This window comes from Enterovirga aerilata, assembly GCF_013044135.1.
GTDB classification, from domain to species: Bacteria; Pseudomonadota; Alphaproteobacteria; order Rhizobiales; family Beijerinckiaceae; genus Enterovirga; species Enterovirga aerilata.
In genome coordinates, this window is record NZ_JABEPP010000001.1 from 18668 (window position 1) to 33171 (window position 14504).

General features: G+C 70.1%; 15 protein-coding genes. 5 read left to right on the top strand and 10 right to left on the bottom strand.

Annotated elements, in window-relative coordinates:
• Nucleotides 1-8: 8 nt before the first annotated feature.
• Nucleotides 9-1907: an extracellular solute-binding protein gene (locus HJG44_RS00090; protein ID WP_171216336.1), complete on the bottom strand. Its 1899-nt coding sequence runs from the start codon at nucleotides 1905-1907 to the stop codon at nucleotides 9-11.
• Between the two features lie 84 nt (nucleotides 1908-1991).
• The gene (locus tag HJG44_RS00095; protein WP_171216337.1) at nucleotides 1992-2810 is read right to left on the bottom strand and encodes a c-type cytochrome; all 819 of its coding nucleotides are present in this window, start codon (nucleotides 2808-2810) and stop codon (nucleotides 1992-1994) included.
• Nucleotides 2811-2981: 171 nt separating this feature from the next.
• Here HJG44_RS00095 and HJG44_RS00100 point away from each other — a divergent pair, with 171 nt between their 5' ends.
• The 3 genes from HJG44_RS00100 to HJG44_RS00110 are packed head-to-tail and all read left to right on the top strand — an operon-like array spanning nucleotide 2982 to nucleotide 5421.
• The gene (locus tag HJG44_RS00100; protein WP_171216338.1) at nucleotides 2982-3725 is read left to right on the top strand and encodes a 3-deoxy-manno-octulosonate cytidylyltransferase; all 744 of its coding nucleotides are present in this window, start codon (nucleotides 2982-2984) and stop codon (nucleotides 3723-3725) included.
• Nucleotides 3725-4573: a prephenate dehydratase gene (locus tag HJG44_RS00105; RefSeq protein ID WP_171216339.1), complete on the top strand. Its 849-nt coding sequence runs from the start codon at nucleotides 3725-3727 to the stop codon at nucleotides 4571-4573. Before HJG44_RS00100 ends, HJG44_RS00105 begins: the two co-directional genes overlap by 1 nt.
• Nucleotides 4573-5421 (top strand): alpha/beta fold hydrolase, encoded by an 849-nt coding sequence (locus HJG44_RS00110; RefSeq protein ID WP_171216340.1) that lies wholly within the window; start codon nucleotides 4573-4575, stop codon nucleotides 5419-5421. Before HJG44_RS00105 ends, HJG44_RS00110 begins: the two co-directional genes overlap by 1 nt.
• A gap of 74 nt (nucleotides 5422-5495) precedes the next feature.
• Here the strand turns inward: HJG44_RS00110 and nudC are convergent, their stop codons facing one another.
• Together nudC and HJG44_RS00120 are read right to left on the bottom strand one after the other, a co-directional pair.
• Nucleotides 5496-6419, bottom strand: coding sequence for an NAD(+) diphosphatase (nudC, locus tag HJG44_RS00115; protein WP_246735978.1), 924 nt, complete (start codon nucleotides 6417-6419; stop codon nucleotides 5496-5498).
• Nucleotides 6420-6434: 15 nt separating this feature from the next.
• The gene (locus HJG44_RS00120; protein ID WP_171216341.1) at nucleotides 6435-6851 is read right to left on the bottom strand and encodes an HIT domain-containing protein; all 417 of its coding nucleotides are present in this window, start codon (nucleotides 6849-6851) and stop codon (nucleotides 6435-6437) included.
• An 84-nt stretch (nucleotides 6852-6935) separates the two neighbouring features.
• On the opposite strand from HJG44_RS00120, the gene HJG44_RS00125 reads away from it, so the two are divergent.
• Nucleotides 6936-7229, top strand: coding sequence for a hypothetical protein (locus HJG44_RS00125; protein ID WP_171216342.1), 294 nt, complete (start codon nucleotides 6936-6938; stop codon nucleotides 7227-7229).
• A 31-nt stretch (nucleotides 7230-7260) separates the two neighbouring features.
• Here the strand turns inward: HJG44_RS00125 and HJG44_RS00130 are convergent, their stop codons facing one another.
• The 6 genes from HJG44_RS00130 to HJG44_RS00155 all read right to left on the bottom strand — a co-directional run bounded on the left by HJG44_RS00130 (nucleotide 7261) and on the right by HJG44_RS00155 (nucleotide 13129).
• On the bottom strand, nucleotides 7261-8298 hold the full coding sequence (locus tag HJG44_RS00130; RefSeq protein ID WP_171216343.1) for a sulfate/molybdate ABC transporter ATP-binding protein: 1038 nt from the start codon (nucleotides 8296-8298) through the stop codon (nucleotides 7261-7263).
• 7 nt (nucleotides 8299-8305) lie between these two features.
• On the bottom strand, nucleotides 8306-9178 hold the full coding sequence (gene cysW / locus HJG44_RS00135; RefSeq protein ID WP_210260870.1) for a sulfate ABC transporter permease subunit CysW: 873 nt from the start codon (nucleotides 9176-9178) through the stop codon (nucleotides 8306-8308).
• On the bottom strand, nucleotides 9171-10016 hold the full coding sequence (gene cysT / locus HJG44_RS00140) for a sulfate ABC transporter permease subunit CysT (protein WP_171216345.1): 846 nt from the start codon (nucleotides 10014-10016) through the stop codon (nucleotides 9171-9173). The genes cysW and cysT overlap by 8 nt, the downstream gene beginning before the upstream one ends.
• Nucleotides 10017-10019: 3 nt before the next feature.
• Nucleotides 10020-11033: a sulfate ABC transporter substrate-binding protein gene (locus tag HJG44_RS00145; protein WP_171216346.1), complete on the bottom strand. Its 1014-nt coding sequence runs from the start codon at nucleotides 11031-11033 to the stop codon at nucleotides 10020-10022.
• 257 nt (nucleotides 11034-11290) lie between these two features.
• Entirely contained in the window at nucleotides 11291-12772 is a 1482-nt protein-coding gene (gabD, locus tag HJG44_RS00150; protein WP_430394970.1) for an NADP-dependent succinate-semialdehyde dehydrogenase, read from the bottom strand.
• 87 nt (nucleotides 12773-12859) lie between these two features.
• Entirely contained in the window at nucleotides 12860-13129 is a 270-nt protein-coding gene (locus tag HJG44_RS00155; RefSeq protein WP_171216347.1) for a hypothetical protein, read from the bottom strand.
• 224 nt (nucleotides 13130-13353) lie between these two features.
• On the opposite strand from HJG44_RS00155, the gene HJG44_RS00160 reads away from it, so the two are divergent.
• Nucleotides 13354-14478 (top strand): DNA topoisomerase IB, encoded by a 1125-nt coding sequence (locus HJG44_RS00160; protein ID WP_171216348.1) that lies wholly within the window; start codon nucleotides 13354-13356, stop codon nucleotides 14476-14478.
• Nucleotides 14479-14504: the final 26 nt, after the last annotated feature.

A 14504-nucleotide genomic window follows, 5' to 3' on the forward strand; every position in this document is an offset into this window, starting at 1 on the left:
GCTCCAGGTCACCGCGGCGCGCCCGTCCGGGCCACGAGCGCCTCATCGTACCACCAGACCGTCGGGAAGCCCGACCCGCCATATTCGGGCAGGCGGTTCGGGCGTCCGAAACGGTTCCAGCGTGCGGTCCGGACGACGCGGGAGGACCATTGCGGCACGACGAAGTCGTGCGCCAGCAGCACCCGGTCGAGCGCGCGCGTCGCCGCGACGAGCTCGGGACGGTCCTTGGCGTAGATGACGCGCTCGATCAGAGCGTCGATCCCGGCATCCTTGATGCCGGCGAGATTGCGCGAGCCGGGCCGGTCGGCGGCCGCGGAACCCCAATACTCGCGCTGCTCGTTTCCGGGCGAGAGCGATTGCGCCCAGACGCTCGTGGTGATGTCGAAATCGAAGGAACGCAGCCGGTTCTGGTATTGCGCCGCATCCACGATGCGCAGGTCGACCGCGATCCCGATCCGCTCCAGCGCGGCCCGGTAGGGAAGCACGAACCGTTCCGTATTCTGGTCGAAGCCGAGGAACTCGACCCGGAACGGCTCGCCCGTGCGCTTGTCGACGAGCTGGCGGCCCCTCAGCTCGTAGCCGGCCTCCGCGAGGAGCCGGACCGCCTCGCGCAGATTGGCCCGCACCGCGTCCGGCGTCCCGTTCACCGGATTCCGGTAGGGCGTCGTGAAGACCGCCCCGGGCACCTTGTCCTTGACGCTGTCCAGGATCTCGCGCTCCTGCCCCTCGGGCAGGCCGGAGGATGCGAGCTCGGTGCCGAAGAAGTAGGAATCGATCCTCTGGTAGAGGCCGTAGAACAGCGTCCGGTTCGTGTCCTCGAAGTCGAAGGCGAGGTTGAAGGCGCGGCGCACGCGCGGATCCGCGAAGCGGGGGCGGCGGAGGTTGAAGACGAAGGCCTGCATCACGCCCATGGAGCGGATCGGGAACTCCTCCTTGACGACCCGGCCTTCCGCGACTGCGGGGAACTCGTAGGCGGTCGCCCAGTTGCGGGCGCTGTTCTCGCTCCGGAAATCGAGCCGGTCCGCCTTGAAGGCTTCGAGCAGGACCGTTGAGTCGCGGAAATACTCGAAGCGGATCTCGCGGAAGTTGTGGCGCCCGACATTCACGTTGAGATCGCGCGCCCAGTAGTCGGGCGCGAGCTCGTAGAGGGCGAAGCGGCCCGGATCGAAGCTCTTGAGTCGGTAGCGGCCGGAGCCGAGCGGCGGCTCGAGCGTCGTCGATTTCGGGTCGCGGCGCTCCCCGCCGGGGGCGGTGCCCGTCCACCAGGCCTTCGGCAGGACCGGCATCTGGCCCACGATCTGCGGCAGCTCGCGATTGCCCTTCTCGGAGAACGTGAAGGTGACCTCGTGCGGGCCGGTCTGCTCGGCCTTCTGGACGTTGTGGTAGTAGAAGGCGTAGGTCGGGCGCGTCCCTTTCAGCGTCTCGAAGGTGAAGATCACGTCCGCCGGGGTGATCGGCGAGCCGTCCTGGAACCGGGCCTCCGGCCGCAGCCTGTACGTGACGGAGCCGAAATCGGCCGGGTAGCTCACCGCCTCCGCGATCAGGCCGTACTCGGTCGCGACCTCGTCCTCCGAGGCGACCAGCAGGGTGTCGTGGAGCAGGGTTTCGATCCCGTTCTCCAGCTCGCCCTTCACGCCCTCCACGAAGGGATTGAAGTTGTCGAAGGTGCCCTGCGCGCCGAGCCGCAGCAGCCCGGCCTTCGGCGCTCCGGGGTTCACGTGCTCGAAATGGGTGAAGCCGGCCGGGTATCTCGGCGTCCCCATCAGGGAGACCGCATGACGCCAGACCTTGTCCTCGGCCTGCGCGGGCACCGGAAGGCCGGTGATCGTGGCGGCGCCGGCCGCGCCCGCGAGCCTGAGGATGTCCCGCCGGCTCTGCCCGTCGGGGAAACGCGTCGGTGATGTCATGCAGAGACCCGGCCGCAGGAATGTGTCGGGTTTAGGATCGGCGAAGCGAAAAGGCCCGCGACGCCGTCGCGGGCCTTCCCCGGATCATTGCGGCTTCGGCTCGGTCTGCGGCGGGGTCGCCTGGGCCGGGTCGGCTGGGCGGGTGGGCGCAGGCTGCTGCTGCGCGCCGGGCTGCGTCTGCGGCTCGGCCGGCTGCGGGGTGGCCTGCAGCGGAGCGGGTGCGGGCTCCGCACGCTGGCCGGGGGTGGGCGGGGTCGGCTGCTGCTGCGTCTGGGACGGACCGGGCGCGGCTGCGGGCTGCGCGGCGGGTGCGGCCTCGGCCGCCGGCAGCGGGACCGGGTTGTCCGCCAGTGTCTGCAGGTAGCGGATCACGTCGGCCCGCTCCTTCGGGTTCGAGATGCCCGCGAACGCCATGATCGTGCCGGGCACGAAGCCCTTCGGATTGGCCAGGAAGGCGTCCATGTCTTCGAAGGTCCACTCGCCGCCCTTGCCCTTCATGGCGGCGGAGTAGTTGAACCCGGCATGGCCCGCCTTCGGGTGCCCGATCGTGCCGTAGAGGTTGGGGCCGATCTTGTTCGGGCCGCCCTTCTCGAAGGCGTGGCAGGCCTGGCATTTCTTGGCGGCCGCCTGGCCCTTCGCCGGGTCGGCGTTCGCGAGGCGCACCGGCAGCGGCTCGGCCTGCGCCTGCTGGTCGCTCGCGCCCCCCGCCGAGGCGCCGGCTTCGGGGGCGGGCAGGTCGTAGCCGGGCACTGCCGGCTTCTTCGGCGTGTAGATGATGCCGGAGAAGATGTTCAGGCCCATGGCGAGCAGAAGGGCTCCGAGCGTGGCGCCCGCGATCTTGTTGCCGAGCAGCGGATCGCGTCCGCCGCCCGGATGGGTTCCGCCCGCCGATTGAATAGCCATCTCTACGTTCGCACTCCTGCCTCGACGCCGAACGCGCGCCCCTCGGCGGGGGTTGCTTATGCGCATTTGCGCGAGCTTGACAACGGCCGCCGCTCACGCGCGTGGTCGCAGCCGGCCCGATGACAAGCGCCGCCGCCGCTGGTACAGCCCCGCCACTTCCCGAACGTTCCCGTGTCAGACCCGCTCGTCCTCATACCGGCGCGCATGAGCGCAACCCGCCTGCCTGGGAAGCCGCTCGCCGACATCGCGGGCGAGCCCATGATCGTGCATGTCTGGCGCCGGGCCGTGGCGGCGGGCATCGGACCGGTCGCGGTGGCGGCCGACGCGCCGGAGGTGCTGCGGGCCGTCGAAGCAGCGGGCGGCCGGGCCGTGGCGACCCGCCCGGACCACCCGTCGGGCTCGGACCGGATCTGGGAAGCGATCGAGGCGCTCGACCCGGAAGGGCGGCACGACGTCGTCGTGAACGTCCAGGGCGACCTGCCGACGATAGAGCCGCACGTCATCGCCGCCTGCATCGGTCCGCTCGCCGACCCGGCCGTGGACATCGCGACCCTGGTCGCGGTGATCGCCCGTGAGGAGGAGCGGACGGCGCCGTCCGTCGTGAAGCTCGTCGGCACGGAGGTCGGGCCCGGGCGGCTGCGAGCACTCTACTTCACCCGGGCGACCGCGCCCTGGGGGGAGGGTCCGCTGTTCCACCATATCGGGCTCTACGCCTATCGCCGGGCTTCGCTCCGCCGCTTCGTGGCGCTGCCGCCCTCGCGGCTCGAGCTGCGGGAGAAGCTGGAGCAACTCCGGGCGCTGGAGGCCGGGATGCGGATCGACGCCACCGTCGTCGAGACCGTTCCGCTCGGCGTCGACACATCAGAGGATCTGGAAAGGGCGCGGGCGATGCTCGCCGGCGCGGCAGGGGCCTGATGGCGAAGATATCCTTCCAGGGCGAGCCGGGCGCGAACTCGCATACGGCCTGCAACCAGGCCTGCCCCGAGCACGAGCCGCTTCCCTGCGCCACTTTCGAGGACGCCTTCGCCGCCGTGAGCGAGGGCGAGGCGGAACTCGCCATGATCCCGATCGAGAACTCGATCGCGGGCCGGGTCGCGGACATCCACCACCTGCTGCCGACCTCCGGCCTCCACATCGTGGGCGAGCATTTCCTGCCGATCCATTTCCAGCTCATGGCGCTGCCGGGGGTCGCCGTGGAGGAACTCCGGACGGTGCACAGCCACATCCACGCCCTCGGCCAGTGCCGGAAGATCATCCGCCGGCTCGGGCTGAAGCCGGTCGTGGCGGGCGACACCGCCGGCTCCGCGCGGGAGATCGCGCAAGCCGGCGACCGCACGCGCGCCTCGCTCGCCCCGCGCATGGCGGCCAGAATCTACGGCCTCGACATCCTGGCGGAGGACGTCGAGGACGAGGCCTCCAACACGACCCGCTTCATCGTGCTCGCCAGGGAGGAGCGCTGGGCGCCGGCCGGCAACGGCGACACGGTGACGAGCTTCGTATTCCGGGTCCGGAACATTCCGGCGGCCCTATACAAGGCCCTGGGCGGCTTCGCGACAAACGGCGTGAACATGACCAAGCTCGAATCCTACATGGTCGAGGGGCAGTTCACGGCGACGCAGTTCTACGCGGAGGTCGACGGCCATCCCGGGGAGTCGGGCCTGGCGCGCGCGCTGGAGGAGCTCGCCTTCTTCTCGCGCGAGTTCCGGATCCTCGGGGTCTTCCCGGCCCACCCCTTCCGCAAGAGCCTGGACGGCCTGCCCTGATGCCGGCCGGGCGCCTGCACCGGGTCGACGGCATCAGCCTCCACGTGCTGGAGGCCGGCCCGGAGGACGGGCCCCTCGTCATCCTGCTGCACGGCTTCCCGGAATTCTCCCATGGCTGGCGCCATCAGGTCGGGCGCTTGGCGGAGGCGGGGTTCCGGGTCGTCGTGCCCGACCAGCGCGGATACGGGCGGAGCGACAAGCCGGAGGGGATCGGCGCCTACCGAATCCCGCATCTCGCGGCGGATGTCTTGGGGCTCGCCGGGGCCTACGGGCGCGAGCGCTTCCACCTCGCCGGGCATGATTGGGGCGGGATCGTCGCCTTCTGGCTGGCGGGACGGCATCCCGAGCGCATCGATCGGCTCGTGATCGTCAACGCCCCCCATCCCGACGCCGTCCGGCCCTTCATCAGGCGCCATCCGGCGCAACTCCTGCGCAGCTCCTACGTCGCGCTCTTCCAGCTGCCCGGCCTGCCGGAACGCCTGCTGGCGGCGCGCGACTTCCTCCCGCTCCGCCGGGCGCTGGCGGGGACGAGCCGGCCGGGCGCCTTCGCCGAGCGGGACCTCGAACTCTACCGAGAGGCCTGGGCCCGGCCGGGCGCGCTCGCCGCGATGCTGAACTGGTACCGGGCGCTGGTCCAGCGGCGCCTTCCGCCCGCGGGACGGATCAGGGTGCCTACCCGCATCCTCTGGGGCAGGCGCGACGTCGCGCTCGCGCCGGGATTGGCCGAGGCGAGCCTCGCGATGTGCGACGAGGGGCGGATCGTCTGGTTCGACGATGCGACCCATTGGGTGCTGCACGAGGAGCCGCAGGCGATTGCGGCCGAGATGGTAAGCTTCTTCGGGGCCTGAGCTTCGGTCGCCCTGGCGCGGCACGGCACGGCGTGCGGATTCGGACCGGGGAGGGAGAGACGCCTCCCGGCGGGTCACGCGCCCGGTGCGGGTCCGGCACGTCCTGTGAGCCAGGCCCGCATCAGGTGGTTCGCGATAGCCATGGGGGGCGGCGTGATCAGCCCGTCCGGGTGACGCCGCTCGAGCATGAGCGCGAGTTCGTCCCTGTGGAACCAGCGCCCGTCCTCGAGCTCGTCGCGGTCGAGGACGATCTCCTCGGTGAGAGCCTCGCCCCAGCAGCCGATCATGATGGAGGACGGGAAGGGCCAGGGCTGGGAGGCGACGTAGCTGACGCGGCCGACGCGGATTCCGGCCTCCTCCAGCACCTCGCGGCGGACGGCATCCTCCAGCGTCTCGCCGGGCGCGATGAAGCCCGCCAGGCAGGAATAGGAGCCGGCGACGAAGCGCTTCTGTCGCCCGAGTAGGCATGTGTCGCCGCGCGCGATCAGCATGATGGAGACGGGGTCGGTGCGCGGAAAGTGCTGCGCGCCGCAGGCCCGGCAGTCGCGGCGGAGCCCGCCGGCCGCGGGCTCGGTCGGGTTGCCGCAATTGGCGCAGAAGCGGTGGCGCGCATGCCAGGAGAGGAGCGACTTCGCCTGGGCGAGCATGCCGAGCTCGTCGGCGGGCACGGTGCCCTGGACGGCGATCGAGCGAAGGTCCTGGGCCGACAGCGAGGGCGCGTCCGCGATCCGGTCGGCCACCCCCGCCTCGTAGAGAAGCCCCGCCAGAGGGCGGCCCTCCAGCATGCCGAGCAGAACGCGCTCGCGCGGCGTCTCGGCCTCGATCGCCGCCGGCAGGACCGCGCTCGCCCGCCCGCCATCGGCATGCAGGATCGCCTGCTCGCCCGCGATCGCCACGACCGGCATGCCCGGACGCGTCGCCTCGGCGAGCAGCCCGTCCGGATCGTGCTCGATCCCGGCGCGGACGAGCCGGTTCTGGATGTATCCGAGTTCGGACAAGGTCGCTCCGTCCTGTCAGGCTTGCGCGAAGAGGGAGCCCGCGCGCTCGGCCAGGGAGGTGGCGGCGTGCGGCGGGTAGGGAATGCGGGTGCCGTGGCCCCAGACGGGCCCGGGCCAGGCCGGATCGGAGCGGAACCGCCCCACGACATGGACATGGAGCTGGGACACGACGTTCCCCAGCGCCGCGACATTGACCTTGTCGGGCCTGGCCAGCTCCAGCATCACGCGCGCGGCCATCCGCAGCTCGCCCATGAGCGCCTGCGCGTCCGCGTCCTGGAGGTCGGTGATCTCGACCAGCCCGGCGCGGCGGGGAACGAGGATCAGCCAGGGAAAGCGCGCATCGTCCATCAGCAGGACGGAGCAGAGCGGGAGGTCGCCGACATGCAGCGTGTCGGCGTCGAGGCGCGGGTCGAGCGTGAAGGAGGGATCCATCGCAGGCCGCCTTAAGGCCTCGGGCGTCCCGAGGCGAGCCCGGCGTTAACTCCGGAGAGGGGCCGCGCGCATTAGGATCGGCCCATGCCGAATCATCTGCGTCAGGGCCGGCTTGCGGCCGGGTTGGGCCTGGTCCTCGCCGCATCGGCGCCGGCCGGGGCCGCCGATTACGGGAGCCGCAGCGGCCCCGGCGGCCCGCCCGTGCTCGAGGACGGGGCCGCGGCCCGGTCCCACGGCTACGAGGCATGGGGCGCGCCGCCCCGGCCGCATCGCCGCCCCGTCAATGGCGGGCCCGGCTATGTCGGCTCGGATTACGGGCTCGGCAAGCCCGCCTTCACGGGGCTCGGCTCGCGCCCTGACTGGGGCTACAGCGAATAGGGCGCGTCGCCGCCGGGGTCGGCGCAAATTCTCAGGCCGGGAAGATCCGCCCGCCCCGGATCTCGATCCGCACGTTCTCGCCGCGCGCGACGCTGGCGCCCACGGGCACCCCGACCTCGACATGCGGCGCGTCGGGCCCATCCAGCGCCACCTCGGCGCGGCGGCCGCCCGCCGCGCGCCGCACCATCACGACATGGCCCGCAAAGCCGGCCGGCCCGGACGTGAACGCGATATCCCACGGCCTGAGATAGAGGGCGGCCGGCCCGTCCGCGCCGATTCCGGCCGTGACCGGGACGGGGGTGTCGCGGAACAGCACCCTGCCGCCCGACACGGTTGCGGGCAGGCGCGAGCTCTCGCCGACGAACGACATGACGAAGGCGGAAGCCGGGTGATCATGCACCTCGTCGGGGGTGCCGATCTGCTCCAGGATGCCGTTGTTGAGGATGGCGACGCGGTCGGCGAGCTCCAGCGCCTCGTCCTGGTCATGCGTGACGAAGATGGTCGTGCGACCCGTGGCGTCGTGGATGTCCCGGAGAGAGCGGCGGAGGTCCTTCCGCACGCGGGCGTCCAGGGCGCCGAAGGGCTCGTCCAGCAGGAGCACGCGCGGATCCACCGCCAGCGCCCGGGCGAGCGCGATGCGCTGGCGCTGTCCGCCCGAGAGCTGGTTCGGGCGCCGCCGCCCGTATTCCTCGAGCTGCACGAGGCGGAGCAGCTCCCCGACGCGTGCGGCGATCTCGGCGCGGCTCGGCCGCTCCCGGCCGCGCACCCGCAGCCCGAAGGCGATGTTGTCGAACACCGTCATGTGCCGGAACAGCGCATAGTGCTGGAACACGAAGCCGACCCGGCGCTTGCGCACGGGGATGTCGGTCGCGTCCTCGTCGCCGAACATGACCCGGCCGGAATCGGGGGTTTCGAGCCCGGCGATCACGCGCAGCAGCGTCGTCTTGCCCGAGCCGGAGGGTCCGAGCAGCGCCATCAGCTCGCCCGAGCGCACCTCGACATCGACCCCGTTCAGGGCCGCGTCGTCGCTCCCGAAGCGCTTCGTGATCCCGATCGCCTGGACGCGCATGCGGGCCTCAATGCGCCGGCGCGGAGGCGATCGAGCCGCCGAACCGCCATTCGAGGAAGGACTTGATCGCGAGCGTCACGAGCGCGAGGCCGGCCAGGAGCGACGCCATCGCGAATGCGCCGACGAGGTTGTACTCGTTGTACAGGATCTCGACATGCAGCGGCATGGTGTTGGTCTGCCCCCTGATATGGCCGGACACCACGGCCACCGCGCCGAACTCGCCCATCGCGCGGGCATTGCAGAGCAGCACGCCGTAGAGAAGCGCCCATTTCACGTTGGGCAGCGTCACCGACCAGAAGGTGCGCCAGCCCGAGGCGCCGAGCGTCGTCGCCGCCTCCTCGTCCGCCCGCCCCTGGTCCTGCATCAGCGGGATCAGCTCGCGGGCGATGAACGGGAAGGTGACGAAGACCGTCGCGAGCACGATCCCGGGCAGGGCGAAGATGACCTGCACGCCGTGCTCGCGGAGCCACGGGCCGACGAGGCCCTGCGCCCCGAACAGGAGAACGAAGACGAGCCCCGCCACCACCGGCGAGACCGAGAAGGGCAGGTCGATGAGGGTGACGAGCAGGCTCTTGCCGCGGAACTCGAACTTCGCGATCGCCCAGGCGGCCGCGACCCCGAAGACGAGGTTCATGGGGACGGCGATCGAGGCGACCGTGAGCGTGAGGGCGATCGCCGCGCGGGCATCCGGATCGTCGAAGGAGGCGCGGTAGGCGGCCCAGCCGCCGCGCAGCGCCTCGAAGAACACCGCGACGAGCGGCATAAGCAGGAACAGGCCCAGGAACGCGATCGCGATCGCGATCAGGATCCGCCGCACCCAGAGCGGCTCGGTCGTGACGCTGCCGATCGGGCCGGCGGGATCGGGCGCGCGCTCAGCCATGCCCGAGTCGCCGCCGGGCATAGGCCTCGAGGAGGTTGATCAGGAACAGGCCCACGAAAGAGATACCGAGCATCACCGTCGCGATCGCGGTCGCGCCGGCATAGTCGTATTCCTCCAGCTTGATCACGACGAGCAGCGGTGCGATCTCGGACACGAAGGGCAGGTTGCCGGCCACGAAGATCACCGAGCCGTATTCGCCGACGGAGCGCGCGAAGGCCAGCACGAAGCCGGTCAGCACGGCCGGGACGAGCGGCGGCAGCACGACCTTGAAGACGCTCTCCGCCCGCGTCGCCCCGAGCGTCGCGGCGGCCTCCTCCAGCTCGCGGTCGATCTCGCCGATGACCGGCTGGACGGTCCTGACCGCGAAGGGCAGGGCCACGAAGACGAGAGCCACGAAGATGCCGAGCGGCGTGAACGCGACCCTGAGGCCGAGGGGCGCGAGGAGGGAGCCGATCCAGCCGTTCGGGGCGTAGAGGGCCGCGAGCGCGATGCCCGCCACCGCGGTCGGCAGCGCGAAGGGCAGGTCCACGGCCGCATCCACGATCCGGCGGGCGGGGAAGCGATAGCGGGTCAGGACCCAGGCGACGAGAAGCCCGAAGAGCGAGGCGACCACCGCGGCCGCGAAGGCGATGCCGAACGAGGTCCTGAGCGCGGCCAGCACCCTGGGATCGCCGAGCACATCCGCAAAGCCGGCGAGGCCGATTCCCGCGGCGCGGTAGATCAGGGCCGCCAGCGGGATCAGGACGATCGCGGAGAGATAGGCCAGCGCATAGCCGAGCGACAGGCCGAAGCCCGGAAGCGCGCTCGGCTCCTTGAGACTGAGCCCCGCCGCCCGCATCGGCTAGCGTCCCGCCCTCGCGAAGCCGTCATAGATCCCGCCCGCGCCGAAATGCTTCGCCTGCGCGTCCTTCCAGCTCCCGAACACCTCCTCGAGCCGGAAGAGCTTCACCTGCGGCAGCCGGTCGAGGTCCTCCCTGCGGGCATGCTCGGGTTTTGACGGGCGGTAGTGATGCTTCCCGATGATGGCCTGAGCCTCCGGCCCGTAGAGATATTCGAGATAGGCCTCCGCCACCTTACGGGTCCCCTTCTTGTCGACATTGCCATCGACGAGCGCGACCGGCGGCTCGGCCACGATCGACAGCGACGGGGCGACGATCTCGAACTTGTCCTTCCCGAACTCGTCCAGCGAGAGGAACGCCTCGTTCTCCCAGGCGATCAGCACGTCGCCGAGCCCGCGCTGGGCGAAGCTGATCGTCGAGCCGCGCGCGCCGGTGTCGAGTACGGGGGCGTTCCTGTAGATCGCGGCCACGAATTCCCGCGCCTTCTCCTCGCTCTTCCACTTGTCGAGGGCCCAGCCCCAGGCCGCGAGGTAGTTCCAGCGCGCGCCGCCGCTCGTCTTGGGGTTCGGCGTGATCACCTGGATGCCGGGCTTCGCTAGGTCGTCCCAGTCCTTGATGCCCTTGGGGTTCCCCTTCCGGACCAGGAATACGATGGTGGAGGTATAGGGCGAGGAATTGTTCGGCAGGCGCTTCTGCCAGTCGGTCGGGATCTTGCCCGACTGCGCCGCGATGGCGTCGATATCCGGTGCGAGGGCCAGCGTGACGACATCGGCGTCGAGTCCGTCGATGACGCTGCGCGCCTGGGCGCCCGAGCCGCCATGCGAAGCCCGGATCGTGATGCGCTCGCCCGTCCTGTCCGCCCAGCTCTTCGTGAAGGCGGCGTTGATCTCCCGGTACAGCTCCCGGGTCGGATCGTACGACACGTTCAGGAGCGTCGTCTGCGCAGCTGCGGCACCGGCCATTCCGACGAAACATGCGGCCACGGCCCAGAGACGGACAAGGGTCCTGGATCTCATATTGACCTCCATCGCATTCGCGCGGGCGGTGACCGAAGCCGTCAACGCCCATTCCGAGGGTTTCGCTTAATCACATATAGTTATTGTGATTTCATAAGCTATCACGTTGGACGCGCGTCGAATGCTGCGACGGATCCGCCGTAGGCGCAAGCGCCCGTGGGTTGCGCCGGACGGCTGAGGAAGCGCCGGGAGGATGTCCGCGGCTCGCTACGCTCTCCCGAAGCCGGGCATTGGCGGGCCGGGAGCGCCGAGGCGGGTCAGATGCCGCCCATGCAGAGATACTTGATCTCGAGGTAATCATCGATCCCGTAATGGGATCCCTCGCGGCCGAGGCCCGATTCCTTCACGCCGCCGAAGGGCGCGATCTCGGTCGAGATGATGCCCTCGTTGATGCCGACGATCCCGTAATCGAGCGCCTCCGCTACGCGCCATACGCGGCCGATGTCCCGGCCGTAGAAGTAGGAGGCGAGGCCGAACTCGGTGTCGTTCGCCAGCCGGATCGCCTCCTCCTCCGTCTTGAAGCGGAAGATCGGCGCGACCGGCCCGAAGGTCTCTTCGCGGAAGATCTTCATGTCCGGCGTCGTGTCCGCGAGCACGGTCGGCTCGAAGAACGACCCCCCGAGGCTCGCCCGCTTGCCTCCGGTCACGACCTTGGCTCCCTTGGCGAGCGCGTCCTCGACATGCTCCTCGACCTTGGCGACGGCCTTGCTGTCGATCAGCGGGCCGATCACCGTGCCCTCCTTGAAGCCGTCGCCGACCTTCATGCCGGAGACCGCCTCGGCGAGGCGCTTCACGAAGGCGTCGTAGATCCCGTCCTGGACGAGGATGCGGTTGGCGCAGACGCAGGTCTGGCCGGCATTGCGGTACTTGGACGCGATTGCGCCTTTCACGGCGGGCTCGAGATCCGCATCGTCGAAGACGATGAAGGGCGCGTTGCCGCCGAGCTCCATGGAGGTCTTCTTCACGGTCCTGGCGCATTGCTCGAGGAGCAGCTTGCCGATCTCGGTCGAGCCCGTGAAGGTGACCTTCCGGACGATCGGGTTCGAGGTCATCTCGCCGCCGATCTCGGTCGCGGAGCCCGTGACGCAGGAGAGGACCCCCTTCGGCACGCCGGCCCGCTCTGCGAGTTCGCACAAGGCGAGCGCCGAGAACGGCGTCTGGCTCGCCGGCTTCAGCACCATGGTGCAGCCGGCCGCGAGCGCCGGGCCCGCCTTGCGGGTGATCATGGCGGCCGGGAAGTTCCAGGGCGTGATGGCGGCGCAGACGCCGACCGGCTGCTTGATGACCACGATGCGCTTGTCGGTCCCGTGCGCCGGGATGACGTCGCCGTAGGTGCGCTTGCCCTCCTCGGCGAACCATTCGATGAAGGAAGCCGCATAGGCGATCTCGCCCTTGGATTCGGCGAGCGGCTTGCCCTGCTCGGCCGTCATGATCGCGGCGAGGTCCTCCTGGTTCGCCATCATCAGGTCGAACCAGCGCCGGAGTATCTGCGAGCGCTCCTTGGCGGTCCTGGCGCGCCAGGCCGGAAGCGCCGCCTCGGCCGCCTCGATGGCGCGCCGCGTCTCGGCCGCGCCCATCTTCGGCACGGTGCCCAGGACGTCGCCCGTGGAGGGATTGTCGACCGCGATGGTGGCGCCGCCATCCGCGTCGACCCAGGCCCCGTCGACGTAGCATTGCTGCCGGAACAGCTTCGGGTCGCTCAGCGCGCGCGTCCCGGTGCGGACATCCATGTATGTCATCGGCGGTCTCCCTGGGTTTGGGAGACCCTGTAGCATGCCCTCCCGGCCGCGTCCGCCGTTTCGGCGCCGATCGGGGCGGCGTGCGGCTCAGTACTTGGCCCGGATCACGTCGCGGTAGCCGGAGCGGTAGCGGGCGACCGGGAGCGGCGGGCCGTTATGCAGGACGCCCCGTGGGATGTAGTAGGCGTAGAATTCGGCGAGGGGCGGCTGGCCGTGGGTGGGCGGCTCCGCGAAGGCGCCATGCCAGTGGTGGTCCCGGTAATGATCGAGACCGTGCCGGTCGAGGCCGTCGCCGGCCAGGGCGCTCCCGGCGCCCGCCAGGAAGGCGGCAACCGCAACCGTCGTGCTCAATCGCATCACCATCTTCCCTCGCCGCATGACACGGGCGGCAGCCTGGGAGCGCTTCGTTGCGGCGCCGTTTACGAGCGGCGACGCGCTTGGAACATGGTTGCCCGCTCGTGAACGGGTCCGGCCGCCGCTGCCATCGCGCCGGTGTGATGGGGAGCCGCAGCGACGTCCGGGAACCAGGCTAGGCATCTCCGGTTGACCGCCCGCCTTTCCGCGTGCCGGAGTCCGTGCCGATGCCGCCCGATGTCGAGAGCGACCGCGAGATCGAGAACGTCGTCGATCCGCGCGAGGCGGCCGAGTCGGTCGGGCTGCGCTACGTGTCGGACGACCGGCCCGGCATCCGCCGCAAGCGCGCCGGCAAGGGCTTCTCCTATATCGGGGTCGACGGGAAGCCGGTCCGGGACGAGAAGACGCTGGAGCGCATCCGCAAGCTCGCGATCCCGCCGGCCTATACGGAGGTGTGGATCTGCCCCTTTCCGAACGGACACATCCAGGCGACCGGGCGGGACGCGAAGGGCCGCAAGCAGTATCGCTACCATCCCAAGTTCCGCGAGGTCCGCGACTCGACGAAATACGAGCACATGCTCGAATTCGCGCGCGGTCTTCCCGCGATCCGGGAGAAGATCGCCGAGCACATGAAGCTTCCCGGCATGCCGCGCGAGAAGGTGCTCGCGACGGTCGTGTACCTTCTGGAGAACACCCTGATCCGGGTCGGCAACGACGATTACGTGAAGCAGAACAAGAGCTACGGCCTGACGACGCTCAAGGACCGGCATGTGCGGGTCGACGGCGCCGAGCTGAAATTCCAGTTCAAGGGCAAGTCCGGCAAGACCTGGAATCTCAGGATCAAGGACCGCCGCATCGCCAAGATCGTCAAGCAGTGCCAAGACCTGCCCGGCCAGGAGCTCTTCCAGTACATCGACGACGAAGGCAGGCGGCAGGACGTGACCTCGGCCGACGTCAACGCCTACCTGAAGGAGATAACCGGCCGCGAGGTCACGGCGAAGGACTTCCGCACCTGGGCCGGCACGGTTCTCGCCGCGCTCGCGCTCGCCGAGTTCGAGACCTTCGATTCGGACGCCAAGGCGAAGAAGAACGTGCGGGCCGCGATCGAGCGGGTAGCCTCGCGGCTCGGCAACACGCCGACGATCTGCCGCAAGTGCTATGTCCACCCGGAGGTGCTGCACTCCTATCTCCAGGGCGACCTCATGCTGGACATCAAGGAGGAGGTGGAGGAGGAGCTGCGCAAGAACCTCGCGACCCTGAAGCCGGAGGAGGCGGCCGTCCTCACGCTGCTCGAGTCCCGGCTCAACCGCGACCTGACCGAGACGCTGCGCAAGGCCGCCGCGGCGGCCTGAACGGGACCGTACGGGAACACTCTCCG

Bases quoted from the DNA above. Each gene is read 5' to 3' on its own strand.
- cysT (WP_171216345.1), bottom strand. From the start codon at position 10,016: ATGCGGGCGGCGGGGCTCAGTCTCAAGGAGCCGAGCGCGCTTCCGGGC.
- HJG44_RS00130 (WP_171216343.1), bottom strand. From the start codon at position 8,298: ATGCGCGTCCAGGCGATCGGGATCACGAAGCGCTTCGGGAGCGACGAC.
- HJG44_RS00145 (WP_171216346.1), bottom strand. From the start codon at position 11,033: ATGAGATCCAGGACCCTTGTCCGTCTCTGGGCCGTGGCCGCATGTTTC.
- HJG44_RS00110 (WP_171216340.1), top strand. From the start codon at position 4,573: ATGCCGGCCGGGCGCCTGCACCGGGTCGACGGCATCAGCCTCCACGTG.
- cysW (WP_210260870.1), bottom strand. From the start codon at position 9,178: ATGGCTGAGCGCGCGCCCGATCCCGCCGGCCCGATCGGCAGCGTCACG.
- HJG44_RS00160 (WP_171216348.1), top strand. From the start codon at position 13,354: ATGCCGCCCGATGTCGAGAGCGACCGCGAGATCGAGAACGTCGTCGAT.
- HJG44_RS00155 (WP_171216347.1), bottom strand. From the start codon at position 13,129: ATGCGATTGAGCACGACGGTTGCGGTTGCCGCCTTCCTGGCGGGCGCC.
- HJG44_RS00125 (WP_171216342.1), top strand. From the start codon at position 6,936: ATGCCGAATCATCTGCGTCAGGGCCGGCTTGCGGCCGGGTTGGGCCTG.
- HJG44_RS00105 (WP_171216339.1), top strand. From the start codon at position 3,725: ATGGCGAAGATATCCTTCCAGGGCGAGCCGGGCGCGAACTCGCATACG.
- gabD (WP_430394970.1), bottom strand. From the start codon at position 12,772: ATGACATACATGGATGTCCGCACCGGGACGCGCGCGCTGAGCGACCCG.
- HJG44_RS00095 (WP_171216337.1), bottom strand. From the start codon at position 2,810: ATGGCTATTCAATCGGCGGGCGGAACCCATCCGGGCGGCGGACGCGAT.
- HJG44_RS00120 (WP_171216341.1), bottom strand. From the start codon at position 6,851: ATGGATCCCTCCTTCACGCTCGACCCGCGCCTCGACGCCGACACGCTG.
- HJG44_RS00090 (WP_171216336.1), bottom strand. From the start codon at position 1,907: ATGACATCACCGACGCGTTTCCCCGACGGGCAGAGCCGGCGGGACATC.